The following is a 26068-nucleotide window of genomic DNA, read 5'->3' as shown; positions in this document are numbered from 1 at the left end:
AGGGTCAGGCCGCGCCGTAGCGGACGGCGGCGCGCGCCCGGCCCTTGGCTGCTTCCTCGTCGCGGTCCTTCGGCGGCGCGTGGGTCACCAGCGCGTCCAGCAGGTGCTGGGTGATGTGGGCGATCTCGTGGACGGCGTCATCGAAAGCGTCCTGGTTGGCCTTGGACGGCTTCGTGCTTCCGCTGATTTTGCGGACATACTGCAGCGCGGCGGCGTGCACCTCCTCGGAGGTGGCGTGCGGCTCAAAGTTGTGAAGGGTTCGGATGTTCCGGCACATAGGCCCATGCTAGGCTCTGGAGCGCCTAAGATCGACCCTTCGAGGCTTGCTTGATCGGCAGGTTGAGGAGGTCCGTCCATGGGGAGGACAGCATGGGCAGGGGTGCCCATCGACACTCCCTTGAGGGCCGGGATAGGTTTTAGGCAATGGATCTTCCGGATGAGCCGGGGGGCCGCTGGGGATGCCGACCTGGTTCGGATCCACTTACCAACAAGGAGATACTGATGGCTATTTGGGGTGCAGACGTTCAGCAGCTTCGTCAGCTGGGCAGCAAGCTTCAGGCAGGTGCGTCCGAGATTGAGACGCAGAAGTCCACTCTCACCAAGGTTTTGAGCAGCACCAACTGGGAAGGCCCCGACGCTGACAAGTTCCGCAACGAATGGTCGGGCCAGCACACCACCATGCTGACCAAGGTTGCCGAAGCACTGAAGGAAGCCGGCGACAAGGCCAAGCGCAACGCCGAAGAGCAGGACCAGGCTTCCCGCTAAGCACTGGCTGCGCAGGACCTGTCGCCAGGATCCTGTTTGTAGACGGCGAGGGCCCGGGCACCGAAAGGTGTCCGGGCCCTCACCCGTTTAACCACGGTCCAGGTACCGGCGGACCTCCCCGTACCTCTTCCGCGGACAGAGGTGCGCAGGCACCCGCGCATGCCGGGGCACTTAGGGCACGGGTTCGACGTCGTTCGCGTGCTCGAGCGGTGAGCCCACCTTCGCCGTGGGTTCTTTCGGTGAGGGCTGCCCGGTCGAGGGTTGCGGGGTGGGGGCAGGAGCCCGGAGTTCGTCGAGCCGGACCAGGAGGACGCCTCCCACAATGAGGACACCGCCCACAAGCTGGATGGCACCGGGCAGCTCGCCGAGCAGCAGCCAGGCCCAGATAACGGCGAACAGCACCTCCGTGAGTGAGACAAACGAGGCCACCTTGGAGCCCAGTGCACGGGCCGCCATGATCCCGGAGACGTATGCCAGCACTGTTGCCAGGACCACCAGTCCGGACAGCGAAACCCACCACGGGGTCACCCAGGGACCGAGCGCGGTGTCCGCCGTGTTGAACGCCATGGGCAGCAGTCCCGTGGCGCCGGCCAGCCACATGACGGCGGCGCCCACCATCAGGCCGCCGGATGCCAGCACGAGGGGCGGCAGGGTGTCATTCTCCTTGGCCGTGATGAAGAAATACATGGCCAGGCAGACCGCTGCGGCAATGCCCCAGAGGACACCCACCGGATCCACCTTCACGGCACCGGTGAGGTCCAGGACCAGGACCAACCCCGCCAGCGACAGCAGGGTTCCCCCGAAGGTCAGCGCGCGCGGACGTTTGCGGCTGGCCGCCCAGATCCAGAGGACGATGATCACCGGGGCCAGGTACTCAAGCAGCAGGGCAACGCCCACGGAGAGCCGCTCCACGGCGTTGAAGTAAAACAACTGGCACGCGGCGACGCCGATCAGGCCAAAGAGCACAATGGTGAGCCAGTTGTCCCGCAGCTGGTGCCAGCGGCCCTTCAGGGCGATAACCGCCGGGATGGCGAGGATGAGCGCGGCGCCGGTGAGGCGTGCCGTGACGGCGGCGCCCGGGGACCATCCCGTTTCCAGGAGCGCCTTGCCGAACGATCCCGACGTGCCGAAGACGGCGGATGAGAACAGGGCGACGCCCAGGCCGGAGGCCAGGAAACTGCGGCGGGGTGCCACCGGGTTTGGCGTGGCGGGATGGTTCTTTGCGGCAGGCACCGTCGCCTCCTGTCAGGAGTAAAGTGGGGTATTGGTCATGACAGTACGCTTCGGCGCTGTAAGGAGTCAAGATGGTATTTGCCCCTGACACTGAGGTTGCGCTGCGCAGCGTGGTCAACCTCATCAATTCCGGTGCCAACGGACGCGAAGCCCTGGCATCCCAGCAGGATCTGGACGGGTTCCTTGCAGCCGAGCAGTTCTCAGGCTCCAGGGCCAGGAATGAGGCAGAGCTGGCCAGCGTCCGGCGGCTGCGCGGGGAACTGGCCGGGGCGTGGGTGGCTGGGGAGGACGGTGCTGTAGAGACGATCAACCGCCTGCTCCGCGACGCCAACGCCCTTCCCCAACTTGTCAGGCACGACGGCTGGGACTGGCATCTGCACGCCACCACGCCCGAGGCCCCGCTTGCGGACCGGATCAGCACGGAGGCCGCGATGGCGCTGGCGGATGTGGTGCGCAGCAAGGAGATGGACAGGCTTCGCGTCTGCGAGGCCGAGGACTGCGACGCGGCGGTGCTGGACCTCAGCCGAAACCGCTCGAAGCGCTACTGCGATACGGGCAACTGCGCCAACCGGGCTCACGTGGCGGCCTACCGGGCACGGCAGGCCGCGGCCGGCTAGCGGCGCGCCGGCTTTCGACGTCCGGCGGGTTGGCTTCATAAGCCTGGCGCGGACGGCGGGACCGGCGGTGGGTTAGCGGCCCGCGGAACCTTCAGTGCCGCCGTCGGGATCCTGCTGCTCAGGCGAGCCGGGGGCGTTGGTCCCGCCGAAGCCGTGGGAAGTGTTCTTGGCCGAGCTGAGGTTGACGCCGGACCCCTTGCCCAGGTGCTCGGCATTTTCCTTGTGGCTCATGGACAGCATGGCGGCGATCACCAGGGTGACGATGAAGGCGATTCCGGCAGCCGTGAAAGCAAGGTCGAAACGGGGAGCGCGGGCGCTGCCGCCGGAAGCGAAAATCACCACGGCAAAGAAGGCCACGACGGCCCAGAACGCGGAGAACATCAGCGGGCCCTTCACAGAGGTCCGCAGCTTGCGCGGTTTTCCCTGGTGCTGGTCTGCCACGGTAAGTCCTCCCTGCGGGCGGCATGGATGGCCGGCCCGGTATACGTTGTGGGTGGCCCCGGCGAAATTTCTACAACGAGTAGAACCGGGACCTTCCTAGTTTACGGCTTAGCGGCCGTACTGCGGGAATCGTGCCTGAGCGTCAGCCCGGACAGCACCCACAGCACACCGAGGATGATGGCCCCGCCGCCGGCCACGCCCAGCAGCGCGTGCGCACCAAGGCTGATGAAGAACGGCAGGATCACCGCAGTTCCGAGGCTGATGAGGCCGGAGGTGATCCAGTCGCGGGCCAGGACGTGCCGGCCGCGGTTCCGAATGCCGCAGGCCAGCTCCAGGGCTCCGGCGACGCCGAGTCCCAGCGCCGCGATGACACCGAACAGGAGGTCGCTGTGCAGCAGGAGCACCGCGAACCCCGCACCTGCCAGCACGGAACCGGAGGCCGAGAGCAGCTTGCCGGCCGCAGACTCGCGCCCGAAGCCGGTGGCCGGGATACCCCAGAGGGTGATGGCGCCGATGGACAGGAGGTACAGGCCGCCGGCCCAGCCCATGGCTTCCACGGAGGGCGTTGCCCAAAAGATCGTTACTGCTCCGAAGCCCAGCGAGACTGCGGAGCGCAGCAGGACCGGCTTCCACAGGTCGGTGCGCGGGGCGGTTCCCTGGGCGGCGCCTGCGGGTGTCAAGGGATGTGTCACCGGTCCAGTTTAGTTGCGCGTCACGGTTAGGCCGAACCCAGCACCATCCACCGGTCACTCCGGGCGCGCAGGCCCAGGGTGAGTGCCCGCGCCGCCATGTATCCGATGGAGAATGCTGCCCACAGCCAGCCGAGCCCCGCGACCCCTGAAGCCCCGGACAACGCGACAGCCGCCAGCATCGGGGCATAGGCGGCAACATTCAGCAGGCCGGCCAGGGCCAGGTAGCGGGCATCCCCCGCGCCGATCAGCACTCCGTCCAGCACGAAGACGTACCCGGCGATGGGCTGGCCCGCGGCCAGGATCCACAGGGCGATGGCCAGGGCGGCCTGCACTTCACTGTCGGGGGTAAAGAGCGCGCCGGCCCATGGCGCCACCGCCGCGAGGAGCAGCCCCGTGACCACGCCGAAGCCTATGCCCCAGCGGATCATGGTGGTGGTGAGCAACCGGGCGCGGGCGGCGTTGGAACCGCCCAGTTCCTTGCCGATCAGTGCCTGCGCGGCGATGGCCAGGGCGTCCAGGGCGAAGGCCAGGAAGGAAAATATGGTCATGGCGAGCTGGTGTGCCGCCAGGTTGATGGCGCCCTGTCCGGTTACCACCAGGACCGTCACCAGGATTGCGGCCCGCAGACTGAGGGTGCGCAGCATAAGCCACGACCCCACCTTGGTCATGCTTCGGATACCGTGCCAACTGGGCAACAGCGACACGCCATGCCGGAGGGCGTTGCGCCGCACCATCAGCACGTAGACAGCCGCCATGCCCCACTGCGCCACGCTGGTGCCCACGGCAGAGCCGGTGACGGACCAGTTGAGCCCGTAGACCAGCCAGAGGTTCAGGACGATGTTCAGCCCGAAGCCGGCAGTGGCCACCACCAGCGGGGTGCGGGTGTCCTGGAGTCCGCGGAGCACGCCGGTCCCGGCAAAGACCAGCAACATCGCCACAAGTCCCGGCATGGACCACCGGAGGTAGTCGACGGCGAAGGCGCGCACCTCTCCTTCTGCGCCCATGAGCCCGATCAGCGGCTCGGCGGCCACAAAGCCGGCCGCCGCCAGGACAACGCCCAGCAGCATGGCCAGCCAGACGCCGTCGCGCCCTGCAGCCAGTGCTTTCCCGAGCTGGCCGTCACCGATGGCCCGTGCCACCGCGGGGGTGGTGGAGTAGGCGAGGAAAACCATCAGCCCCACGACAGTGTGCAGCACGGCTGAGGCCAGTCCCACGCCCGCCAGTTGGGCCACTCCCAGGTGCCCCACAATGGCCGAGTCCGCCAGCAGGAACAGGGGTTCGGCCACGAGTGCACCGAACGCGGGGACGGCAAGGCGGAGGATCTCGCGGGCGTTGCCGCGGCGCGAGGCTACAGGCGCGGAGGTGGAGGGTTGGGACACCGTGCCAGCCTAACGGCCACGGCGCGGGGAGCCTGGCGACTGTGACGTCACGGTCATGACATATCCCACAGAATCCATCGATTGGTTGACTCTTCAACCAATCCTGCGGAACACTGGAAGGGTTCAACGCTGCGATCCGGCCCCTGCTTGCATGTGTCCAGCTCCGACCGATATCCGAAACGGTGAAACCCCATGAACCAATCCCGCCTGACCACCACCGCCATCACGGCCCTCCGCATTGTCCTGGGCTTCCTCTTCGCAGCCCACGGCTGGCAGAAGTTCAACGAGTGGACCATTGCCGGCACCCAGGCCTCCTTCGCCAAGATGGGCGTCCCTGCCGCCGATGTGATGGCCCCGGCCGTCGCCGTCCTCGAACTCGCCGGCGGCATCGCCCTGATCCTGGGCATCCTGACCCGCGTTGTGGCCGCCCTCCTGGCCCTCGATATGCTGGGCGCGCTCTTCCTGGTGCACGCTTCCGCCGGAGTTTTCGCTGCCAATGGCGGCTACGAGCTGGTTCTGCTCCTCGCAGCTGCCGCCTTTGCACTGGCCCTCACGGGCGCCGGCCGCGTCTCCGTGGACCGCGCCCTCTTCGGCCGCAGGAACTCCAAGCTGGCAGTCCTGGCCTAAGGCAATGCCCACGACGGCGGCTGCGCGCCACGGGGCGTGGCCGCCGTCCTGGTTTAACCGGCGCGGCAACGCACATCACAAAGCCGAACATTTTCCCACAAAAAGATTCGGGAAAGATGGGAAAACGCTTGCCCTGGAATTGCTGGGCCTGATAGACCAATGTCTGTTGCAGTGTGAGCTGCAGCATCGCACCCCTGGTCTCAGCCACACCTTCCACCGGTCCTCCCCGGAACCATTCGGCAACTGCGCGCCTCCCGAAATTTTGCAGTTCCATTGAATCGTTCCAAGACCGAGCTGGGGCCGCTTGCACCACGCATCGAAGGAGATGACAGTGAGACAAACCCAGCAAGCCGTACCGCTCCAACCCGAAGGCCCGCCACCCAGGCGGCGAACGCTTCGCAGTACCGGCGCCAAGGCCGTCACTGCCGCAGCCGCATCCGCGGCCATTGCCCTCGCCGGTCTTCCGCCCGTCCATGCAGATACCGCGCTTCCCCCGGTTGGCAGCGGATTCAAATTCGACTTTGGCCCCGGCGCCACCGCTGACGGTTACACGCGCGTCGAAGCGGGCACTCAGTATTCCGCCACAGGAAAATTCGGCTTTTCAGACACCTCAGTCACCTCCGGAACCGACCGCGGCACCGAGGACGCCCTGCGGTCCGACTTCGTCCAGGCCCAGGGCAGCAGCTTCCTGGTAGACCTGCCGAACGGCGACTACACGGTAAAGCTGATCGCGGGCGACGCCGTGGAAGCGACCAACATCGCGATCACCGCGGAGAAAATGGCCAAAGTCCAGCTCACGGACAAGCCCGCCAGCCAATACCTTGAGATGGAATTCCCCATCTCGCTGGTTGACGGCCAATTGAACCTTGATTTCAGCGGCGCCGCAGCCAACATCAACTCCCTTGTCATCGCTGCCAGGGCTCCGCGCGCTGCAACCACCGATCCTGCCGTGTACCTCACCGGCGATTCCACAGTCCAGACCTACGATCCCGGGTTCGTTCCGCAGGCCGGCTGGGGCCAAATGATCGACCGGTACTTCGATAGTGCCGTCACGTTCCGCAACCACGCTATCGGCGGACGGAGCTCCAAGAACTTCATCAGCCAGGGCCGGCTCGATGAGGTTCTCCGCGTCATCAACCCCGGGGACTACCTCATGGTCCAGTTCGGCCACAACGACGCAACCGTCGGCGTGGACGACAGATACGCGTCCCCCGCCGACTATAAGGAATACCTGCGCACCTATGTCCACGGCGCACGCCAGCGCGGTGCCATCCCCATCCTGGTGACGCCGGTTGGACGGCGCGACTACGACGAGGCCACCGGCAAGTTCCGGGTCAGCTTCCCGGAGTACGTGGCCAAGATGCAGGAGCTCGCCGCGGAGGAGAACGTGGCTGTGGTGGATTTGTCGGCTTCGAGCCGCGCCTACTACGACGCAATCGGTACGGAGGACACCAAGTCCGTGTTCCTTCATGTGGACGCCGGCGTCTACCCGAACCGGCCCACGGGCACGGTCGACAACACCCATTTCCAGGAATACGGCGCCATCCAGATCGCCCGGCTGGTTGCGGGCGGCGTGAAGCAGCTCAATGTTCCCCTGGCGTCGCGTGTCAAGGAGGTGGCCCCGCCGTCGTCTGTTCCCTCCAAGCCGCAGGGACTGGTGGCGGGCAGTGTCTCCAACGCCGGGGCGCTGCTCAAATGGCAGCCGGTTGACGGCGCAGACATCTACAAGGTGTACCGCAAGCTGGCCTCCGAACCTGACAGCGCCTTCCAGCTCACCACCACCGCCACGGTGCCAACCGCCAACCTGGCCGGGCTGACAGAAGGCACTAAGTACAGCGTGCGGATCGCGGCGATGAACGGAAAGGGCCTCTCCGAACCCAGCGACACGCTGGCCGTATCCACCAAGCAGGCGAAGTACAAGTTCGACTTCGGCCCGGTGGGCGCCCCCGTGGAGCCCGGCTACACCGAGGTGAACCGCACCATGGTTTACAGCCCGGAGCGCACGTTCGGGTTCAAGGACCTCTCTGTCCTCAGCGACCGGGACCGCGGCGCGGTAACCAGCAACCTGCTGCGCGACTTCGTGCTGAGCGGCACCAGCTTCGAATTCCAGCTGGACGTACCCAACGGCACCTACGCCCTGAAGACCTATCACAGCGACTGGATCGGCTCCACTCGCACCGACGTTGCCGCCGAAGGCATCCCGTTTGGGCAGGTGTCCTCCAGCCGGGCCTCCTCGGCCACCAAGATCATCAACCAGGTCCTGGTCTCGGACGGGCAGCTCAACCTGACCATCAGCGGCTCCGGCCAGCGCCTGAATGGCCTCGAAGTCACCCCGCTGCTGGTGGGACCAACCAACCTGCGCACCACGGCCGTGGACGCAGCGGTCGAACCCGCGACCGTGGACCTCGCCTGGGACGCAGTGGGTGACGCCGCCGGCTACAAAGTCTTCCGGCAGGCGTCCTTCGAAACAGAACCGCATCTGGTGGCCGAGAACGTCGCCGTGCCCGCCTTCCACGACACCACCGCATTGGCCGGGCTGAAGTACAAGTACTTCGTGACCGCCCTGGACAACACCGGTCTCGAGTCAGTGCCCTCCAACACCGTGGAGACCGCACTGGTGGATCCCAACACGCCCGTCCCGGCGGCTACCGGCAAGGTGGACGTCAAGGCAGTCGAGAAGACCAGCGTCACGTTGAAATGGCAAAAGGTGTCAAACGCTGCGTTCTACCAGGTCTACCGCTCCACCTCACCGGATGGTCCTTTCGAATACGTAGGCAGGGCATCGGAAGTCACCTACACCGACTACACCGTGCTGACCACCATCAAGTACTACTACCGTGTCACAACCGTGAACAAGGGCGGCGAGTCAGCCCCCTCACCCGTGGCGGGGACCGAAAAGATCACTGTGGTGAACCGGCAGATGGAGAAGCTCGACCGCGCTCCCGTTGCGTTGCTCGTGGACGGCGGCGTCCGTGTGGGCTGGCGCATGCTGGGCCTGGACCCCGAGCAGATCGGCTTCCACGTGATCCGCGACGGCGTCAAGCTCACCAAAGAGCCGATCCGCAACAGCACCACGTTCCTGGACCCGGCAGGCACGGTCTCCTCGCGGTACGTCATCAAGGCGGTCGGCGCCGGCGGTGACCAGCTGACCCAGGAGTTCACACCGCTGGCGCAAAGCTACCTGTCCGTGAAACTGGACAAACCGGCGGACGACTACACCAAGGACGGGCAGCCTTACACCTACTCGGCTGGCGACTCCAGCGTGGCCGATCTGGACGGCGACGGCACCTACGAGATCCTGCAGATGTGGTCCCCGTCCAACGCCAAGGACAACTCCCAGTCCGGTTACACGGGAACCGTGTACGTGGATGCCTACCGGATGGACGGCACCAGGCTGTGGCGGATCAACATGGGACCAAACATCCGTGCAGGTGCCCACTACACACAGCTGCTGGCCTACGACTTCGACGGCGACGGCAAGGCCGAGGTCGCCATGAAGACGGCTGACGGCACCCGGGACGCAGCTGGAACGGTGATCGGAAACGCCGGCGCGGATTACCGCAACAGCAGCGGCTACGTGCTCAGCGGACCGGAGTTCCTCACCGTGTTCCACGGGGCCACCGGCACCATAATGGACACCGTGGCCTACGACCCGCCACGCGGCGACGTCGGCGCCTGGGGCGACACGTACGGCAACCGTGTGGACCGGTTCCTGGGCGCCGTGGCCTACCTGGACGGGGAACGCCCATCCATGATGTTCAGCCGCGGCTACTACACCCGCGCCGCACTGGCCGCCTACGACCTGGTGAACGGCAAGATCACAAAGCGCTGGACATTTGATTCGGACATCGCCGGTGCGCAGTACCGTGGACAGGGCAACCACAACCTCTCTGTGGCGGACGTGGACGCCGACGGCAAGGACGAATTCATCTTCGGTTCCATGACCATCGATGACAACGGCAAGCCGCTGTACACCACCGGCCTGGGCCACGGTGATGCCATCCACACGAGCGACTTCGATCCGTCCCGTCCGGGCTTGGAAACGTTCGCCGCCCATGAGGACATGGGGTCCAGTGGAAACCTTGGTGCCACCTTCCGGGATTCGAAGACCGGCCAGATCCTGTGGAGCATCCCGGCAGTAAAGGACACCGGACGCGCTGCGATGGGTGACATCGATCCGCGCTACGCCGGCGCCGAGGGTTGGGCCATCGGCGGGGACGCCGCCTGGAACTCCCCGGTCGGCCAGCTCCGGTCCGCCAAGGGCGAACTGATCGCGGAGCAAATCCCCGCCGCCAACTTCCTGGCTTGGTGGGACGGCGACCTCCTCCGCGAGATTGTCGATCACGACTGGAACGCCACAACCAACACGGGCACGCCCAGCATCGCCAAGTGGAACTGGGAAACGGAATCCAGCGACCGGCTGCTGACCGCCACGGGCGCCAAGTCCAACAACAGCACCAAGGGAACCCCGGCCATCCAGGCCGACCTCCTGGGTGACTGGCGGGAAGAGATCGCCTGGCCCTCGGCAGACAGCACGGAGCTGCGAATTTACACCACCAGTTCAGGAACGGACCTCCGGCTCCGCACCCTGATGCACGATCCGGTGTACCGGCTGTCCGTGGCACGGGAGAACATCTCCTACAACCAGCCGCCGCATCCGGGATTCTTCATCGGCGAAGGGATGGAGCTTCCCACCCAGCCCGACATCGTTTACACCCGCGCCGGCTAGCCTGCGATTCCCCCATAGCGCTGCCCCGTCCGTCCTCCAGGCGGGCGGGGCAGCCGCGTTTCCGGCCAAATTTCCGGCTGGCCGCGCCGCGCTGTTGCGTCTGTTACCCACCGGAACCGGCGGGTAACTCGGCGCCTCAGTAAGATCGGCAGCATGACTGAGACCGGTGCGCCCAACTCCGTGACCCTCCGCTTCCTGGCGGCACCCACCGACGTTGGCCACAGCGGCTCCGTGGATGCCGGGACGGTACTGGAATGGGTGGACAAGGCCGCCTATGCCGCCGCCGTGGGGTGGGCACAGTCCTACTGCGTCACGGCATATGTGGGGAACATCCACTTCGCGGATCCTGTCAACAGCGGCGACATGGTGGAGGTGGAGGCCACCATCGTCTACACCGGCCGGTCCTCCATGCACATCCGCACCGTCGTCTCCTCCAGCGACCCCAAGGGCGGCCCTGCCACCATGCGCAGCCAGTGCATGGTGATCTTCGTGGCGGTGGGCGAGGACGGCAAACCCATCCCGGTCAAGCAGTTTGAGCCTTACAGCGCAGCGGAGATCGAACAGCGCGACCACGCCCTGGCCCGCATCAAGGTCCGCGAACAGATCGTCGAAGCTATGAACCATCAGGAATATACCGACGCCGGCACGGCCGAACGGGTGACGTTGCGTTTCATGGCTGCGCCCACCGACGTGAACTGGGGCGGCAAGGTCCACGGCGGAATCGTCATGAAGTGGATCGATGAGGCCGCCTACGTCTGCGCGTCACGCTACTGCGGCAAGGACACGGTGGCCGTGTTTTCCGGCGGTGTCCGCTTCTACCGGCCCCTCCTGATCGGGCACGTGGTGGAAGTAGAGGCCCGCCTGGTGTACACCGGCACGAAGGGGATGCACATCGCCGTCCACGTCCGCTCCGGCGATCCCAAGGGCCGTGAACTGAACCTCACCACGTATTGCCTCACGGTCATGGTGGCGCGCGACGGCGCAGGCAACTCCGTGCCCATCCCGGCCTGGGTGCCGGTCAGCGACGAAGACAAGCGGCTTCACGCCCACGCGCGGGAACTGCTGGAGATCAGGGGCACGGCGCCAGGGAACCGGCTGCCGAACCACCTACTGGCCGGGGACTGACCCTGGCCAGGCTGCACCGGCGTCCAGCCTAGAAGCCTCCGCCGCCGCCGGCGTCACCAGCCATGTTGGCGAACCGGGAGTAGTGGCCCTGGAACGCCACCACGATGTCCTTGGTGGGGCCGTTACGGTGCTTGGCGATCAGGATGTCGGCCTCACCGGCGCGCGGGGATTCCTTGTCGTAGACGTCCTCACGGTGCAGCAGGATGACCATGTCCGCGTCCTGCTCGATGGAGCCGGATTCGCGGAGGTCCGAAACCATGGGGCGCTTGTCCTGCCGCTGCTCTGAGCCACGGTTCAGCTGGGACAGGGCGATAACCGGCACTTGGAGTTCCTTGGCCAGGAGCTTGAGGGCACGGGAGAATTCGGAGACTTCCTGCTGGCGCGATTCCACTTTCTTGCCCGAGCTCATGAGCTGCAGGTAGTCGAGGATGACGAGCTTGAGGTCATGCTGCTGCTTCAGGCGCCGGCACTTGGCCCGGATCTCCATGAGGGACATGTTGGGGCTGTCATCGATGAACAGCGGAGCATCGTTCATGCGGCCCATGGTGGTGGCGATCTTGGACCACTGTTCGTCCTTGATGGTGCCCTTGCGGAGGTCCTGCAGGCCGATGGTTGCCTCGGCCGAGAGGAGGCGCATGGCAATCTCGTTCCGGCCCATTTCCAGGGAGAACATGACGGTGGCCAGATTGTTCTTGATGGCCGCCGAGCGGGCGAAGTCCAGTGCGAAGGTGGACTTGCCCACCGCGGGACGGGCTGCGATGACGATCATCTGGCCGGGGTGCAGGCCGTGGGTAAGCTCGTCGAGCTCATAGAAGCCGGTGGGCACGCCCACCATGCCTTCGCCGCGGTGGCCCGAGGCCTCGATCTCGTCCACGGTGGATTCCATGACGTCCTTGAGGACCACATAATCCTCAGCCGTACGGCGCTCGGCAACGGCGTAGACCTCGGCCTGGGCCTGGTTGACCAGATCCTCCACTTCGCCGTCAGAGCCGTAGCCCAGCTGGACGATCTTGGTCCCGGCGTTGACGAGGCGGCGCAGCACCGCACGTTCGGCAACGATTTCGGCGTAGTAGCCGGCGTTGGCAGCCGTGGGAACAGTCTGGATCAGCTCGTGCAGATAGGCCGGGCCACCGATCCTGTTGATCTCGGCCCGCTTGGTCAGCTCGTCGGAGACCGTGACGGCGTCCGCGGGCTCACCGCGGCCGTAAAGATCGATGATCGCTTCGTAAATGGTTTCGTGGGCGGGGCGGTAGAAGTCCTGGCCGCGGAGGATCTCGACAACGTCCGCGATGGCGTCCTTGGACAGCATCATGCCGCCCAGGACGGACTGCTCAGCGGGGATGTCCTGCGGAGGCTTTCGGCTCGCGTCTGATCCGCGGGTAGTTTCGACCTCGTCCAGATGCGCGATTGACAAAGCTGCCGTCCTCCATAGTTACCGGGCCTGCCCGGTGGTTGCCGTCCTGCAAAGGCTTCGCCGGAAATCCGGGTTCCGCCACCTGTCCAATTTCTACCGGCAGGGTCCGACACTGCGCCTGACCTGGCCTCCGACCCGACTTGTGCACAGGAGTTATCCCCAAATCCACAGCTTTTCCACAGAGACCCCTCCCCCAGGGTTTGCCGCAGCTGTCCGGCCTGCCTTCCGTGCAGGTCCGCGGGCCGCAATTGATCCCTGGAACAGGTACCCCGTCACGCTAGCGGGCCCCGGCCCCACCGCAAAGTCCGCCGCCGGGACCGCCTGTGGATAACCTGTGTACTAACCGGCATAGCTTGTGCACAGCCTGTGTGGAAAGTTGTGGAAAAGAAAAAAGTTTAGCCCTCATCAAGGCTCTGACCAGCTAAAACTCTTCTCAGGGCATGTGGAGCAAATATTTCTGCTGTGGAATTTCATCCACAGCGGCGTGTCGGAACATGCCGCTCCTGCGCGTGTTGCCGGTATCCGTGACACACCTCATGCGGGTCAAGGGGAGGATTTCATATTCCCTCGGAAGACTGCCCGGGCTGCCGGTGGACCGAGAATGCAGCGCGGTGAATATTGCTGTGGATAACCCGGATCTGCCCTAAGCTCGTAGGTATGGGCGAACTACTCTTGGTTCTGTTGCCTGCGATTGTCCTGGTGGTGATTATGTGGGGTCCAGTGACGTCCACCGGCCCCGGGTCCTTTCCACAGCGGCCCCGGCCATACCCGCAGCAGCAGGTAGTTAGAGAACGGCTTTAGAACCATGGAATCGCTTGTCATCCCCGCCCTGATCCTCGTCGCTGTGGCAGTTGCCGTTGCACTGGCCTCCCGGGCCCTGGGCAACAGGAAGGCCGCGCATGACGCCGCCCCCCAGCAGCCTTCCCCCGGAGCGGCGGAGCTTGCCAGGTCCGCGGCGGCCAAGCTGTCCGAAGCGGAACATCGGCGTATATATGCGCTGATCGCGCAGGGCCAGGCGATGGCGGCCATCAAGCTGTATTACGAGGCGACCGGGGACGGCCTGCGGGCCTCCCGCGATGCCGTGGGGGCTTTGGCCTCCCACCCACAGCCCTACCGCAGCCCGGAAGCGCCAGGAAGCACGCCGGAGGACGACGAGGATGACGAGCCACAGCGCTTCCCGTACCGTTACCGGGCCATCGCCAGCAAGGGCGACGTGACCCGTGAAGTCAGCAGCAACATGCTCAACGACGAGATCTACGGCAGGATCCGCACGCTGGCCCGCAACGGCGATGCAGAGGCAGCAGCTGCAGCCCTGACGCGCCACTCAGACATTTCGATGAAGCAGGCGCGGGAGTTCATCGAGCTCCTCGACGACTAAGGCGGGCCAGCCGGCGGAAGGCCATCCTGCTGGTCAGTTGGTTCCGGAGATTCCCGCAAGAAGCTGCTCGAACGGAAGGGATTCCATGGGCGCCAGCTTGCGGCCCGGCTGCAGCCCTTCCAGGAGCTGCGAAAACTCGCCGGATGCCCGGTCCACCCTGCTGGCCAGGGAGGTGCCGGCGTCGCTCGCTGTGCCCCAGTCCTGCGGCCCGGCGAACACGGCCGTGGCCGCAATCCGGGTGCGGAGGTAGCTGAACAGGGGGCGCATGGCGTAGTCCAGGACCATCTGGTGCCGGTCCGTTCCGCCGGTGGCACCCAGCAGGACCGCCTTGCCGTCCAGGGACTTGGGGTCCAGCACGTCGAAGAACGACTTGAAGAGCCCGCTGTACGACGCACTGAACACGGGGGACACCGCGATGATGCCGTCTGCTGCTTCGACTGTGGCGATCACGTCGGCCAGGTGCGGCGCGGCGTAGCCGGTGACGAAGTTGTTGGCGATGTCCACCGCCAGGTCCCGCAGCTCGACGGTTTCCACTTCCACGCTGTATCCGGCGGCCTCCAGTTGACGTTTGGCCGACGCCGCCAACTGGTCGGCAAGAAGACGGCTCGACGACGGGACGCCGAGTCCGGCGGAAAGGACGGTGATGCGGCGGGTTTCCATGGCGTTCTCCTGTTGCTGGTTCACTGATCGTACATGCATTTGCATCTACTTGTTGAACAGGCGTCGCTTCCGGGGTATTCCCGGTGCAGGATCCTCAAGCCGTGCCGCGGCCTGCATCAGTCCCACGGGAAAGAGGACTTAGAGCGTGACGCTCCCGCGGATGCAGGTGGCGGAGTGGCCACCCACCCAGATGTTCGCCCCCTCGGCAGAGATGTGGACGCGGCCTGCACGGCCCAGGACGGTGCCCTGTGCCGCCACGTACTGCTCCGGCGCCCGCCCGGTCCCGATCAACCATTGCGCGGCGCCTGCGTTGAAGCTGCCCGTCACGGGATCCTCCACCATGGCATCGCCCGGAATAAAGGTACGGACCTCAAAAACGGCGTCCCCACCCGGCTGGTGCGGGCCAATAACCCCGATCTTGAGGCTCCCCATGGCAGCCAGGTCCGGCTCGAGGGCCAGCACCTGCTCAGCAGATCCCAGCAGTACGCCGATCCACTCGGGACCGTTGACCAGCCAGGACGCATCAAGGAGGTCCGGCCCCGGCAGCCGAAGAGCGGCGGCCAGCTGCCGGCGGGTGGAACTGTCCACGGGTTCGAAGCGGGTCAGCGGCGGCGCAGCGAAGGCGAGCCGGCCGCCGTCGCGCTTAACCCGCACAAGGCCGGCCCCGCACTCCTGCACCAGCCAGTCGGCCGACTTCGGGACGCCGCCGGCCTCAAGCCAGGTGTGCGCCGAGCCCAGCGTCGGGTGGCCGGCAAAAGGAAACTCCTCAGTGCCGGTGAAGATACGCACCCGGTAATCCGCCTCAGGATCTGTGGGCGGCAGCAGGAACGTGGTTTCGGAGAGATTCGTCCAGTTCGCGAAGTGCTGCATCTGCTCCGCGGACAGGTCTTCGGCATCAACCACCACGGCCAGCGGGTTGCCACGGTACGGTTCAGCGGAAAACACGTCGGCCTGGTGGAACGGGCGGATTCGCATGCTCTGGGTGGTCACCGGTGCAGGCTATCACCGGTGTGGCCGTACCCTGGCGGCGTCTGCCAGACTACGTCCATGGCAGCGAACAAGACCGCCCCCACCGGGGCCGGCGTCAACGAATTCCTGGCAGCAGTGGAGCACCCGGTCCGCAGGGCTGACGGTTTCGAACTGCTGGAGCTCATGCGGGACATCACTGGCCAGGAGGCGGTGATGTGGGGACCCACAATCGTGGGCTTCGGCAGCTACCACTACAGGTATGCCACCGGCAGGGAAGGCGACTCAGCCGCCGTTGGGTTCTCCCCGCGGAAGGCCAACCTTGCCCTGTACGGGCTGACGTACGGGCCCGATGCCGGGCCGCAGCTTGAAGCCCTCGGCAAGCACAAGACCGGCGCCGCCTGCCTGTACATCAACAGGCTGGGAGACGTTGACCGGCAGGTTCTGGTGGCAATGATCAGAAGCGGCTACCACCACGTAATGGCCCAACTCCACCGGCCGTGACCGCAGATGCAAAAGACCCCCGCCGCCGTGATCCGGCAGCGGGGGTCTTCGGTGCAGTCAGAAGTTACTTTCCGGCTACTACGTCGAGTTCGATCACAGCGGCAACATCCTCGTGGAGACGGACGTTGGCCTGGTAGGAACCAACCGACTTGATGTGGACCGGCAGTTCAACCTTGCGCTTGTCGATGCTGCCCAGGCCTGCGGCCTCAACAGCGTTGGCGACGTCGGCCTGCTTGACCGTGCCGAACAGGCGTCCGGTTTCGCCGGCCTTGACAACCAGCTGGACAGGCTTGGACTGCAGTGCAGCGGCCTGCTTCTGAGCATCTTCCAGGGAAGCGTGCTCGCGGGCGGCGCGGGCAGCCTTGATGGACTCAACCTGCTTCTCGCCACCCTTCGTCCAGGTCAGGGCGAAGTTGCGGGGCAGCAGGAAGTTACGTGCGTAACCGTCCTTGACCTCGACAACATCGCCGGCAGCACCGAGACCGGTGACTTCGTGGGTCAGAATGAGCTTTGCCATGTTAGTAAATCCCTTCCTTAACCGCGGCCAGCGCCGGAGTAAGGCAGCAGGGCAACTTCGCGGGCGTTCTTGATTGCCTGTGCGATCTTGCGCTGTTCCTGGACCGTAACGCCGGTGACGCGACGGGCGCGGATCTTTCCGCGGTCGGAGATGAACTTGCGCAGCAATGCTACGTCCTTGTAGTCGATGACAGTGATGTCAGCGGCCTTCAAGGGGTTGGACTTTGGTTTGGGCTTACGGAGTTCAGCCTTAGCCATCGTGGAGCTCCTATTCTAGGGAGCCCGTGGATATTGATCCACGGGATGGTGGTGGTCCGACGGCGATAACCGCTACCGTGCCGGCAGGCACAGTGATGCGGTCCAGACGCCGGGCCGAGATGATTTTTTTAGAAGGGCGGTTCGGAGTCGGGGCCGTTGCCCCAGCCACCTGCGTTGGAGACGCCGGGCGTTGCCCAGGGGTCGTCCTGTGCAGCCTGCTGGTTGCCCCCGCCGCCACCCCAGTTACCGCCGGAGTTGCCGCCCTGGTTTCCACCAGAGTTGCCGCCGCCAAAGCCACCGCCGCTGTTGCCGCCGCCGAAGCCTCCGCCACCCTGACCGCCGGAGCGCTGGGTGCGGTTGACCTTGGCGTTTGCATAGCGCAGGCTGGGGCCGATTTCATCGACCTCAAGCTCGATAACGGTGCGCTTTTCGCCTTCTTTAGTTTCGTAGGAACGGCTCTTCAGGCGGCCGGTAACGATGACGCGCATGCCCTTTGTCAGGGACTCCGCGACGTTCTCGGCCGCTTCACGCCACACCGCAGCGCGGAGGAACAGGGTTTCCCCGTCCTTCCACTCGTTGGACTGGCGATCAAAGGTACGCGGGGTGGAAGCGATGGTGAAGTTCGCTACTGCCGAACCTGACGGTGTGAACCGCAATTCCGGGTCATTGGTGAGATTACCGATGACCGTAATGGTGGTCTCGCCTGCCATCTACTGCCTCCTTGTTCGATCCTGGGTGAAGATTCGAGTCCTGCGGGGTGAAGAATGAAGAGTGGTACCGAAATTACTCGGCAACAACCTTCTGCTCTTCGGGGCGGGTGATCTTGGTGCGCATGATGGTCTCGTTAAGAGACAGCTGGCGGTCAAGTTCCTTGGCGGTTTCCGGCTTGGCGGTGAAGTTCACCACGGCGTAGATACCTTCGGACTTCTTCTTGATCTCGTAAGCCAGCCGGCGACGGCCCCAGATGTCAACCTTTTCGATGGTTCCACCATCGTTGGTGATGACGTTCAGGAACTTCTGAAGCGACGGCTCAACGGTACGCTCTTCGACCTCGGGGTCGATGATTACCATCAATTCGTAAGGACGCATATGTGAACCCACCTCCTTTGGGCTAAGCGGTTACGGCATTTCCGTAACAGGAGGTTCATTTGCGATTCCATGCATGCCCGCCACCGGAACGGTGACTGAGGCGCAGCACAGACTTCAATATCTTAGTGCATTTGGACGGGATAGGCGATTCGCGCTTGACTCAAGGCTAGAGCCCGTGCTGCCGGGATGGCAGCACGGGCTCTCCTATGTGGAAAAGCAGCAGATTACGACGCCGGTCCCGCCTTGGCCGGGACGTCGTCGGCTTCGAGTCCGTCCCCGGCCTGGCCTGCGGAAGCTCCGCGCCGGCGGTAGCGCAGGACCCCGATGGCCACCACGACTCCGGCCAGCGCCACGGACAGCAGCAGGGATTCCCGGGTGGAGTCCAGGATAACCATGCCGATGAGCAGGGCAACGATGCTGCCGATCGACAGCCACGTCAGATACGGGAACAACCACATTTTCAGCGCAAGGTCCTTGGCGGCGGCGCCCATGCGCTTGCGGAGGATCAGCTGCGAGGAGGCGATGACCAGCCAGACGAACAGCGCAATGGCGCCGGAGGTGTTGACCAGGAAAAGGAATACGGTGTCCGGTGCGATGTAGTTCAGGCCAACGGTGACAAAACCGACCACCGTGGAGGAGAGCACGGCAGCAACCGGCACGCCGCGCCGGGAAATCTTCGTCCAGGAAGCAGGGGCGTCTCCGCGCTTGGACAGTGAGAACAGCATCCGGCTGGCGGTGTACAGCCCGGAGTTCAGGCAGGACAGGACCGAGGTCAGCACCACGATGTCCATGATGGTTCCGGCGCCCGGAATTCCGAAGAGCTCAATGACGGCCACGTAAGGGCTCTTTGCCACGCTGGCATCGTTCCACGGCAGCAGGGTGACCACGATGGCGATGGAGCCGATGTAGAAAACGAGGATGCGCCAGACAGTGGACTTGACGGCCTTCTTGACGGCGTCAACCGGGTTCTCGGACTCGCCGGCGGCAATAGTGGCAATTTCGGCGCCGAAGAAGGAGAAGACCACCACCAGGATTCCGGCCAGGACGGCGCCGGGGCCGTTGGGCATGAATCCGCCCTTGTTCAGCAGGTTGTCAAGGCCGGGGGCGGGGACGCCGGGAACGAGGCCCAGGATGGCTGCCACGCCGAAGAGGAGGAACAGGATGATGGCCGTGACCTTGATGGAGGCGAACCAGAACTCGAATTCACCGTAGGACTTGACCGAACCGAGGTTGGTCAGCGTCAGGAGGACCATCAGGATCAGCGCCCAGACCCACTGGTCGATGCCCGGAATCCACCGGTGCATGATGGCCGCCCCCGCGGTGGCTTCGATGCCCAGCACGATGATCCAGAACCATGCGTACAGCCAGCCGATGCTGAATCCGGCCCAGCGGCCCAGCGCCTTGTCTGCGTAGGTGGAAAAGGAGCCGGTCTCAGGGTGGGCCGCGGCCATCTCGCCGAGCATGCGCATCACCAGGATGACCACGATACCGGCGGCCATGTAGGCCACCAGGATGCCCGGGCCCGCCTGCTGGATGGCGGCACCGGATCCGACGAAGAGTCCGGCGCCGATGACGCCGGCGATGGCGATCATGGAAAGGTGCCGTGGTTTGAGCGACTTGGACAGTTGCTGGTCAGCGGGCATGCGTGCGCCGTCCTTCTGGTTATTGCGTGGAGTTGGGGCTACTGGCGGCGGCGGAGGTTTCCCGGGGCCCGTCCAGTGCGGTGGATCACAAGTTTCTCCCACCCTAGACCCGCTAACGGTCACGGCATTATGTGCATCGGCACAAGCCCGGCCCGCCCAAATCAGAACTTCCTCCAGCTGCGAACATCTGAGGGCATCAAACGATGCATGCCGGGCAACACCGAAATCTTCAAGAAACGCGGCGACCAATCTTGAGCCAATCCAGCGCCTATTTGGATGGCACCCCCATCCGTGGCCGCTATATATTCCTTTCTACAGCTGGGAACCGCACTGGGGCGGAGACAAGCCGTGCTGGATCTCCGGGGTACCCGGCGGTACGGCTGCCGTGCCGGGTACACATGCGCAAGAATGCGGTCTCCTTTCTTCACAGGACGGGGACCTCATGTCTTTGGTAGGCCGGAGCAAGGAACTGGACAGGGTCGTGTCGGTGATCCGCGGACCCAAGGATTCAGCCCTGGTGGTGTCCGGCAGCAGGGGATCGGGAAGATCAGCACTCCTAGCCGAACTGTCCGCCCTGTGCGAATACCCCACGGTGTTCCTCAGCGCCAGCGAGTCCGAATCCGGCTGGCCGCTGTCCGGAATCACCGCCCTCCTGAACAGGATGGACGACCCGGTCCTGAACAGGATCGCGGACGAGCTCCTGCGTGACGCGGCGGACACCCCTAACGTCCCCGCTTTGTCAGCGACGCTCCTGTCCGGCCTGCTCCAGCGGTCGTCAACGCGGACGGTCATTGCCATTGACGACGCCGACCGGCTCGACCCCGGCAGCCAGGCCGTGATCGGTTTCCTGGCCCGGCGCCTGAGTGGAACCGACATCGCGCTGTTCCTCAGCGTCCGTGGTTCCCCGCCTGACGGCCCGTTCACCGGGCTGGACTCGCTGAAGCTCAATCCGCTGAGCTACAACGAGACGGTGCGGATGCTGGAGGCGATCCCCGCCAACCAGGGCACGACGGCGGCCGCCCACGCAGTTGCCTCGGCCACGCTGGGAAATCCGCTCGCCGCCGTCGAGCTGTACCACCACCTGCTGGAGCAGCAGGCCGACGGGAAATACGCCATGCCCATCCCGTTGCCCTGCAGGGGCAGCTTTGAAACAGATTTTGCGGCGGTGGTGGGCCAGCTGGCTCCAGCGGCCCGCGGCATCCTCGACCTCCTCTCGCTTTCCTGCCGGACCGATATCGGGGCCCTGGAACAGGTCAACGGAGACGTGTGGTCCGGCGTCGACGAGCTGCTGTCCGAAGGCCTGGTCAGCCGAACAGGGCCCCACCTGCGGATCCGCGACCAGTTGCTGCGCGGCTACGTCTTTTCCACCATGGCCCCCGCGGCGAGGACAGCCAGCCACCGTGCGCTGGCAAATGCCTCGGAGCTTTCCGACCCCTACGCCAGGCGCTGGCACCTGAGCTACACGGCGCTGGAGCGCAAAACGGCGTTCAGCCTGCTGCGGCACGCGGTGGACCTGATCCGTGGCGGAGATGTGCCCTTCGCCGTCGAGTACATTGAGCGCGCGCTGACCCTCAACCCGTGGGAGGCTGAAACCGCCGCCCGCCTCGCTGCCATTGCCGAAGTCCTCTTCAGCCATGGCGAATTCGTGTACGCCCGCCGTTATCTGAACTGGGCACTCCGGGTCACCCGCAACCCGCCCCTCATCCTTCGGCTGACCGGCCTGGCCTTCGAAATCCAGTTTGCCCAGGGCGCGTCGGTGCGCTCCAGCATGGTGCTGCGCCTGGCCAAGGAGTTCGGCCGGCACAGCCCCGCGTTCACCGCGGCCCTGTTGGCCGGCGCAGCCCTCTACTATGCGGAACGGTGGGAGCTGGCGGACGCGGCCGAGGTGCTCCGGCGCAGCGCGGCATTCCGGGACGCGGCGTCAGCGGAGTGCCGTGCCATTACCGACCGGGCACAGACCCTGACGGACGCCATCAGGGGCGATACCGCCAGCCTTGCCCGCAAGCACGAACCTGCCGGAGAGGCCCGCATGGTCAGCCTGCTGGTGCAGGGCAGGGCACTCAGCTACGCCGAAGCGTACCCACAAGCGCAACAGGCGTTCGCGATCGTTGCCGGTTATCTTGAGCCCCGCAATACCCTGTGGCGGGAAACGGCACTGGTCCTGGCCGTGGACAACGAAATCCGTGCCGGCAACGTCGGCGCTGCTATCCGCCTTATAGACGACCTCGAGCGCAGCGACCCGGAGATGAAGTACCAGCGCGGCCAGCGGTGCCTCTTCCGGGTGTGGCGGGCGCACGCGGTGGGAGATGAAGCCCGGGCAAAGGTTCATGCGGCGGATGCACAGCAGTTTGCGGCATCGGGAAACAACCTGGCCATCGCTGCGCAGTTTGCAGCCATGGAGGGTCATTTCGCCTTGCTCCGCGGCGACCTCGCAGAATCCTGCGCGTATCTTTCCCGGGCCTCGGAGCTGGGCCAGGCGTTCGCCAACCCTGTGCTGCTGAGATGTGAAGCCGATTTGGTGGAAGTCCTGGTCCGGTTGGGACGGCATCGGGAGGCGACCCAAGTCCTGCAGCGCCTGGAGGCACATCCGGCTGGTCTGCGCTCCCTCTGGCTTGTGGAAGCCCTCGCGCGATGCCACGCCATGCTGGCCGACGGTGAGCAGGCCCTCCAGCTCTTCAGTCAGGCCATTGAAGCCGGGAAGGGGCACGTCCCGTTGGTGGAGCGAGGCCGGACGCTGCTGTGTTATTCGGAGCGCCTGAGCGCTTTCGGCCGGCTTCGGGACTCCAAGGATGCCCTGCTGCGGGCCAAGGTGCTCTTCGACGAGGCCGGTGCCGCTTCATGGGCCCAGCACGTGGACGTGCTGCTCATGGATGATCGCGAGGAACGTCCCCGGGGGAACCCGGCGTTGCTGCTGCTCGCAAGCCATGAACTCGAACTTGCCAAGATGGTTGCGCGGGGGATGCGGAATAAGGAAATCGCGGGCACCCTGTACGTGTCGGTACGCACGGTGGAAGTGCGGCTCACGGCCATCTACCGGAAGCTGGGCGTGGAGTCACGCGCACAGCTGACTGCCCTGGCCGCCGGCAAGTCCAGCCCCTCCGCCGAACCCTATGTCCTGCCGATCGTCTAGGAGCGGCCCTGAACATGAGCGAGCTGATTCTGGTCTCCGTGACCGGCCTGGCCAGGGAGGTCCTGGCCATGGTCCGGGCCAGTGGGCAATACGACGTCGTGGGGTTTCTTGATGACGACAGGCAGTTGGCGGACACCACGGTGGATGGAGCCCCGGTGCTTGGACGGGTTGAGGATGCCGTCAGTTTCAAGCACGCCTTCCTACTGGTTTGCCTCGCCTCCGGACGGGCGCGCGAGTCCGTGGTGGACCGGTTACGGAGCGTTGGCGTCCAGGAGTCCAGGTACGCTACCGCCATTGATCCCACGGTCCCGTACCCGGACGGTTGCCGGATCGGACGGGGGAGCATCCTCCTCCGGAATGTGACCTTGACGGCGGGCGTCACGCTGGGGGCGCACGTAGTGGCTATGCCGTCGGTAACGTTCACCCATGACGACGACGTTGCCGATTTCGCCACGTTCTCAGCAGGCGTTTCCCTGGGTGGCGGGGTCAGGATCGGGCGGGCCGCCGACCTTGGCATGAACTCCAGCGTCCGCGAACGGACCAGTGTGGGGGACTACGCCACCGTGGGGATGGGCGCCGCCATCCTCAGTAACGTACCTGACGGCGAAACCTGGATCGGCGTCCCGGCCCGGACCATAGACCGGCACCGGATGCGGTTCGGTGCCCGCGGCGACGGAGAACGCTAGGAAGCTGTGCGGAAGAACAACTCGGCCACGGAGGCCAGCCGCCACGGATCCTCCACACCGCACAGCTCCCGGGCGGAGTGCATGGACAGCAGTGCCACGCCCACATCCACGGTCCGGATTCCCAGCCGCGTAGCGGTCAGCGGGCCGATGGTGGAGCCGCACGGGATGGCGTTGTTGGACACGAACTCCTGGTAGGGCACGCCCGCTTCACCGCACAGCCGTGCCCACAGCGCCGCCCCGGGGGCGTCCGTGGCGTACCGCTGGTTGGCGTTGATCTTCAGCAGCGGCCCGCCGTTGAGCACGGGATGGTTGGCGGGGTCGTGCCGTTCGGCGTAGTTCGGGTGGACAGCGTGGCCGGCGTCGGCGGAAACACAGAACGACGCCGCCAGGGCCTGCCGCCGCTGGCTCACCGAGGCGCCAAGGCCGTCGGAGATCCGCACCAGCACGTCCTCAAGGATCGGGCCGCACGCGCCGGAGCGCGAGTTGGAGCCGATCTCCTCGTGGTCGAACGCGGCCAGTACAGCAATGGGAGCAGCAGAGTCAGCGGAACCGGACGAAGCGTGGGCTATCAGTGCCGCGAGCCCGGCGTGAGTGGAGGAGAGGTTATCCAACCGCCCTGACGCGAAGAACTCACCTGATCCTCCGAAAACCGCAGGTGCCTGCGTGTCCGCGATGACGACGTCGTACCCTCCAATGCGGGCCGGATCAAGGGAGGCGCCTTCCACGGACGAAGCCAGGACCCGGAGGACGTCGAAGTCTGCCGGGTTACCCAGTCCCCAGACGGGGTTCATGTGCCGCTGCTTGTCGAGCGTCAGCCCGTCGTTCACGGCACGGTCCAGGTGGATGGCCAGCTGGGGGAACCGCAGCAGCGGTCCGGTGGCGGCCAGGTGTTCGGTGTCGTCCAGCATTACCAGCCGGCCGGCCAGCCGCAGCTCCCGGTCCAGCCAGGAGTTCAGCAGCGGGCCGCCGTAGACTTCCACCCCGGCCTGGAGCCAGCCGTAGGCGCCGGTGGTCGGCTTGGGCTTGAGTTTGAAGGACGGCGAATCCGTGTGCGCGCCCAGGATGTGGAACCCGGTGGTGGGACCGGCGTTCTCCGGAACCACCCAGGCGATCAGTGCGCCGTCCCGGATGATGAAGAACTGGCCGGCCCCGCTGTCCCACGGCTCCAGCTCATCAAGCCGGGTGAATCCCGCGTCCGCCAGCCGCCGTCCGGCCTCGTGGGCCGCGTGGAAGCTCGACGGCGACGCGCTGACGAAAGCGCCAAGGTCCTGGATGTGGTCTGTGGCAGGGGATTGGTTAGGCATGCTCCCGAGTCTAGATGGTGACGTTGAGCCCCGCCGTGTAGCCCGCAGCCGCCGAACCTGCCATCATGGCCAGCTGATAGATGCCGCCATCGTCACCGAACACGTTGTCCGACTGCAGGGTGGTGCGCAACATGTTGGTGACGCTGCGTTCGTACCCGGCCGTGGCGTAGACGTCGTCGCACGCGGCCTGGGTGAGCGCAATCTGCGAAACGGCCAGCACCTGGCCCGCCGCCGTCGCGTTGTTCATGGACTCGAACACCTCAAAGTGGATGTGCGGCCACCGGCCGGAGTAGGCGCCCGGGAAGATGGACGTGAACGTGACCTGGCCGTTCGAATCGGCCTCTTGGACGCCGCGCAGGTAGTTCTCGTTGGTGAGGCTTGAGTCGTACAGGGAGTATTTTCCGTCCCGGTCGCAGTGCCACGCGTAGACGGCGGCGCCGGCCAGGGGGGTGCAGCCGTTGGCGTTGTCCAGCAGGGTCAGGGTAAATGTCAGCGGGACGCCTTCGGCGGCGGCGGAGGCCGAGCCGAAGCTGGAGGTGATGTCCCTGCGGACCACTCCGGACCCTTCAAGGACGTTGGGTCCGTTGGAACCGTCCCCGGGGAAGGGCCCAGCGGTTTCCTGCGGGATCTCTACGCCGCATTCGGCGATGGCGCGGGTCAGCGTGGGGGACGCAGTGGCGCTGGCGGAAGTCGCCGCAGACGGGGAAGCGGACGACGCCGGCTGGCCGGCCGGGGAAGTACCTCCCGGCGTGCAGGCGGCCAGGGCAGCCGCGGCACCGCCGGCGCCGAGGAACAGTCCCAGCGACCGCCGGCTCAGCATCGTGGAGAGGTCGAACTCCAACCCCCGGTCGTGGTTCGGGTGGGGCTGCTGTTCCTCAGGGCCGGATTCATGCGGCGGAAGCGAAGTCATGA

Annotated in this window: 24 protein-coding genes; 9 read left to right on the top strand and 15 right to left on the bottom strand. The window is 65.4% G+C overall.

Annotation, left to right across the window (positions count from 1 at the left end):
• Nucleotides 1–4: 4 nt before the first annotated feature.
• Nucleotides 5–277, bottom strand: a complete 273-nt coding sequence (locus OVA06_RS18545; RefSeq protein ID WP_056080379.1) for a DUF2277 domain-containing protein — start codon at nt 275–277, stop codon at nt 5–7.
• Nucleotides 278–501: 224 nt separating this feature from the next.
• Here OVA06_RS18545 and OVA06_RS18540 point away from each other — a divergent pair, with 224 nt between their 5' ends.
• Nucleotides 502–765 (top strand): WXG100 family type VII secretion target, encoded by a 264-nt coding sequence (locus tag OVA06_RS18540; protein WP_045731203.1) that lies wholly within the window; start codon nt 502–504, stop codon nt 763–765.
• Between the two features lie 171 nt (nt 766–936).
• On the opposite strand, the gene OVA06_RS18535 is transcribed toward OVA06_RS18540, so the two are convergent.
• Nucleotides 937–1998 carry an EamA family transporter gene (locus OVA06_RS18535; protein WP_268160343.1) on the bottom strand — a complete coding sequence of 354 codons (1062 nt, stop codon included), beginning with the start codon at nt 1996–1998 and terminating at the stop codon, nt 937–939.
• A gap of 71 nt (nt 1999–2069) precedes the next feature.
• Between OVA06_RS18535 and OVA06_RS18530 the strand changes: the two genes are divergently transcribed.
• A complete protein-coding gene (locus OVA06_RS18530; protein ID WP_056080371.1) occupies nt 2070–2615 on the top strand; it encodes a CGNR zinc finger domain-containing protein in 546 nt (181 codons plus the stop codon).
• Between the two features lie 72 nt (nt 2616–2687).
• On the opposite strand, the gene OVA06_RS18525 is transcribed toward OVA06_RS18530, so the two are convergent.
• The 3 genes from OVA06_RS18525 to OVA06_RS18515 form a co-directional block, all read right to left on the bottom strand.
• A complete protein-coding gene (locus OVA06_RS18525) occupies nt 2688–3056 on the bottom strand; it encodes a hypothetical protein (protein WP_268160339.1) in 369 nt (122 codons plus the stop codon).
• A 101-nt stretch (nt 3057–3157) separates the two neighbouring features.
• The gene (locus OVA06_RS18520) at nt 3158–3748 is read right to left on the bottom strand and encodes a hypothetical protein (RefSeq protein WP_268160337.1); all 591 of its coding nucleotides are present in this window, start codon (nt 3746–3748) and stop codon (nt 3158–3160) included.
• A 26-nt stretch (nt 3749–3774) separates the two neighbouring features.
• Nucleotides 3775–5127 (bottom strand): MATE family efflux transporter, encoded by a 1353-nt coding sequence (locus tag OVA06_RS18515; RefSeq protein WP_268160335.1) that lies wholly within the window; start codon nt 5125–5127, stop codon nt 3775–3777.
• Between the two features lie 192 nt (nt 5128–5319).
• Between OVA06_RS18515 and OVA06_RS18510 the strand changes: the two genes are divergently transcribed.
• The 3 genes from OVA06_RS18510 to OVA06_RS18495 all read left to right on the top strand — a co-directional run bounded on the left by OVA06_RS18510 (nt 5320) and on the right by OVA06_RS18495 (nt 11608).
• The gene (locus OVA06_RS18510) at nt 5320–5754 is read left to right on the top strand and encodes a DoxX family protein (protein WP_056080361.1); all 435 of its coding nucleotides are present in this window, start codon (nt 5320–5322) and stop codon (nt 5752–5754) included.
• A 331-nt stretch (nt 5755–6085) separates the two neighbouring features.
• Complete coding sequence (locus OVA06_RS19735; protein WP_314212701.1) at nt 6086–10483, top strand: rhamnogalacturonan lyase family protein; 4398 nt, start codon at nt 6086–6088, stop codon at nt 10481–10483.
• A 153-nt stretch (nt 10484–10636) separates the two neighbouring features.
• Complete coding sequence (locus OVA06_RS18495; protein ID WP_268160333.1) at nt 10637–11608, top strand: acyl-CoA thioesterase; 972 nt, start codon at nt 10637–10639, stop codon at nt 11606–11608.
• Nucleotides 11609–11636: 28 nt separating this feature from the next.
• Here the strand turns inward: OVA06_RS18495 and dnaB are convergent, their stop codons facing one another.
• On the bottom strand, nt 11637–13022 hold the full coding sequence (gene dnaB, locus OVA06_RS18490) for a replicative DNA helicase (protein WP_015939029.1): 1386 nt from the start codon (nt 13020–13022) through the stop codon (nt 11637–11639).
• A gap of 805 nt (nt 13023–13827) precedes the next feature.
• On the opposite strand from dnaB, the gene OVA06_RS18485 reads away from it, so the two are divergent.
• On the top strand, nt 13828–14400 hold the full coding sequence (locus tag OVA06_RS18485) for a hypothetical protein (RefSeq protein WP_268160331.1): 573 nt from the start codon (nt 13828–13830) through the stop codon (nt 14398–14400).
• Nucleotides 14401–14433: 33 nt separating this feature from the next.
• Here OVA06_RS18485 and OVA06_RS18480 read toward each other — a convergent pair whose 3' ends face one another.
• Complete coding sequence (locus OVA06_RS18480; RefSeq protein ID WP_261619005.1) at nt 14434–15060, bottom strand: FMN reductase; 627 nt, start codon at nt 15058–15060, stop codon at nt 14434–14436.
• Nucleotides 15061–15198: 138 nt separating this feature from the next.
• Nucleotides 15199–16035: a PhzF family phenazine biosynthesis protein gene (locus OVA06_RS18475; protein WP_442793588.1), complete on the bottom strand. Its 837-nt coding sequence runs from the start codon at nt 16033–16035 to the stop codon at nt 15199–15201.
• A gap of 72 nt (nt 16036–16107) precedes the next feature.
• Between OVA06_RS18475 and OVA06_RS18470 the strand changes: the two genes are divergently transcribed.
• A complete protein-coding gene (locus tag OVA06_RS18470) occupies nt 16108–16530 on the top strand; it encodes a DUF1801 domain-containing protein (RefSeq protein WP_268160329.1) in 423 nt (140 codons plus the stop codon).
• Between the two features lie 64 nt (nt 16531–16594).
• Here OVA06_RS18470 and rplI read toward each other — a convergent pair whose 3' ends face one another.
• The 5 genes from rplI to OVA06_RS18445 all read right to left on the bottom strand — a co-directional run bounded on the left by rplI (nt 16595) and on the right by OVA06_RS18445 (nt 20036).
• Nucleotides 16595–17047 (bottom strand): 50S ribosomal protein L9, encoded by a 453-nt coding sequence (gene rplI, locus OVA06_RS18465; protein WP_015939034.1) that lies wholly within the window; start codon nt 17045–17047, stop codon nt 16595–16597.
• Nucleotides 17048–17064: 17 nt separating this feature from the next.
• Nucleotides 17065–17304 carry a 30S ribosomal protein S18 gene (gene rpsR, locus OVA06_RS18460; RefSeq protein ID WP_003800144.1) on the bottom strand — a complete coding sequence of 80 codons (240 nt, stop codon included), beginning with the start codon at nt 17302–17304 and terminating at the stop codon, nt 17065–17067.
• 128 nt (nt 17305–17432) lie between these two features.
• The gene (locus OVA06_RS18455) at nt 17433–18014 is read right to left on the bottom strand and encodes a single-stranded DNA-binding protein (RefSeq protein WP_015939035.1); all 582 of its coding nucleotides are present in this window, start codon (nt 18012–18014) and stop codon (nt 17433–17435) included.
• A 73-nt stretch (nt 18015–18087) separates the two neighbouring features.
• Nucleotides 18088–18393 (bottom strand): 30S ribosomal protein S6, encoded by a 306-nt coding sequence (rpsF, locus tag OVA06_RS18450; RefSeq protein ID WP_013602900.1) that lies wholly within the window; start codon nt 18391–18393, stop codon nt 18088–18090.
• Nucleotides 18394–18617: 224 nt separating this feature from the next.
• Entirely contained in the window at nt 18618–20036 is a 1419-nt protein-coding gene (locus tag OVA06_RS18445; protein WP_056080336.1) for an amino acid permease, read from the bottom strand.
• 442 nt (nt 20037–20478) lie between these two features.
• Here OVA06_RS18445 and OVA06_RS18440 point away from each other — a divergent pair, with 442 nt between their 5' ends.
• Nucleotides 20479–23166 carry an AAA family ATPase gene (locus OVA06_RS18440; protein ID WP_268160327.1) on the top strand — a complete coding sequence of 896 codons (2688 nt, stop codon included), beginning with the start codon at nt 20479–20481 and terminating at the stop codon, nt 23164–23166.
• 14 nt (nt 23167–23180) lie between these two features.
• Nucleotides 23181–23852 (top strand): NeuD/PglB/VioB family sugar acetyltransferase, encoded by a 672-nt coding sequence (locus tag OVA06_RS18435; RefSeq protein ID WP_268160325.1) that lies wholly within the window; start codon nt 23181–23183, stop codon nt 23850–23852.
• On the opposite strand, the gene OVA06_RS18430 is transcribed toward OVA06_RS18435, so the two are convergent.
• Entirely contained in the window at nt 23849–25156 is a 1308-nt protein-coding gene (locus tag OVA06_RS18430; protein ID WP_268160323.1) for a M18 family aminopeptidase, read from the bottom strand. The two genes, OVA06_RS18435 and OVA06_RS18430, sit on opposite strands and share 4 nt — an antisense overlap.
• A gap of 10 nt (nt 25157–25166) precedes the next feature.
• A complete protein-coding gene (locus OVA06_RS18425; RefSeq protein WP_268160321.1) occupies nt 25167–26066 on the bottom strand; it encodes an intradiol ring-cleavage dioxygenase in 900 nt (299 codons plus the stop codon).
• Nucleotides 26067–26068 lie beyond the last annotated feature (2 nt).

The organism is Pseudarthrobacter sp. SL88 (genome assembly GCF_026672455.1).
Classification (GTDB): domain Bacteria; phylum Actinomycetota; class Actinomycetes; order Actinomycetales; family Micrococcaceae; genus Arthrobacter.
Note: the sequence above shows the minus strand (reverse complement) of the source record. Positions and strands in the feature narration are given on the sequence as shown.

Bases quoted from the DNA above. Each gene is read 5' to 3' on its own strand.
- OVA06_RS18540 (WP_045731203.1), top strand. From the start codon at position 502: ATGGCTATTTGGGGTGCAGACGTTCAGCAGCTTCGTCAGCTGGGCAGC.
- OVA06_RS18445 (WP_056080336.1), bottom strand. From the start codon at position 20,036: ATGCCCGCTGACCAGCAACTGTCCAAGTCGCTCAAACCACGGCACCTT.
- rplI (WP_015939034.1), bottom strand. From the start codon at position 17,047: ATGGCAAAGCTCATTCTGACCCACGAAGTCACCGGTCTCGGTGCTGCC.
- OVA06_RS18430 (WP_268160323.1), bottom strand. From the start codon at position 25,156: ATGCCTAACCAATCCCCTGCCACAGACCACATCCAGGACCTTGGCGCT.
- OVA06_RS18545 (WP_056080379.1), bottom strand. From the start codon at position 277: ATGTGCCGGAACATCCGAACCCTTCACAACTTTGAGCCGCACGCCACC.
- OVA06_RS18425 (WP_268160321.1), bottom strand. From the start codon at position 26,066: ATGACTTCGCTTCCGCCGCATGAATCCGGCCCTGAGGAACAGCAGCCC.
- OVA06_RS18510 (WP_056080361.1), top strand. From the start codon at position 5,320: ATGAACCAATCCCGCCTGACCACCACCGCCATCACGGCCCTCCGCATT.
- OVA06_RS18455 (WP_015939035.1), bottom strand. From the start codon at position 18,014: ATGGCAGGCGAGACCACCATTACGGTCATCGGTAATCTCACCAATGAC.
- rpsR (WP_003800144.1), bottom strand. From the start codon at position 17,304: ATGGCTAAGGCTGAACTCCGTAAGCCCAAACCAAAGTCCAACCCCTTG.
- OVA06_RS18475 (WP_442793588.1), bottom strand. From the start codon at position 16,035: ATGCGAATCCGCCCGTTCCACCAGGCCGACGTGTTTTCCGCTGAACCG.
- OVA06_RS18470 (WP_268160329.1), top strand. From the start codon at position 16,108: ATGGCAGCGAACAAGACCGCCCCCACCGGGGCCGGCGTCAACGAATTC.
- OVA06_RS18530 (WP_056080371.1), top strand. From the start codon at position 2,070: ATGGTATTTGCCCCTGACACTGAGGTTGCGCTGCGCAGCGTGGTCAAC.
- OVA06_RS18485 (WP_268160331.1), top strand. From the start codon at position 13,828: ATGGAATCGCTTGTCATCCCCGCCCTGATCCTCGTCGCTGTGGCAGTT.
- rpsF (WP_013602900.1), bottom strand. From the start codon at position 18,393: ATGCGTCCTTACGAATTGATGGTAATCATCGACCCCGAGGTCGAAGAG.
- OVA06_RS18480 (WP_261619005.1), bottom strand. From the start codon at position 15,060: ATGGAAACCCGCCGCATCACCGTCCTTTCCGCCGGACTCGGCGTCCCG.
- OVA06_RS18435 (WP_268160325.1), top strand. From the start codon at position 23,181: ATGAGCGAGCTGATTCTGGTCTCCGTGACCGGCCTGGCCAGGGAGGTC.
- OVA06_RS18440 (WP_268160327.1), top strand. From the start codon at position 20,479: ATGTCTTTGGTAGGCCGGAGCAAGGAACTGGACAGGGTCGTGTCGGTG.
- OVA06_RS18495 (WP_268160333.1), top strand. From the start codon at position 10,637: ATGACTGAGACCGGTGCGCCCAACTCCGTGACCCTCCGCTTCCTGGCG.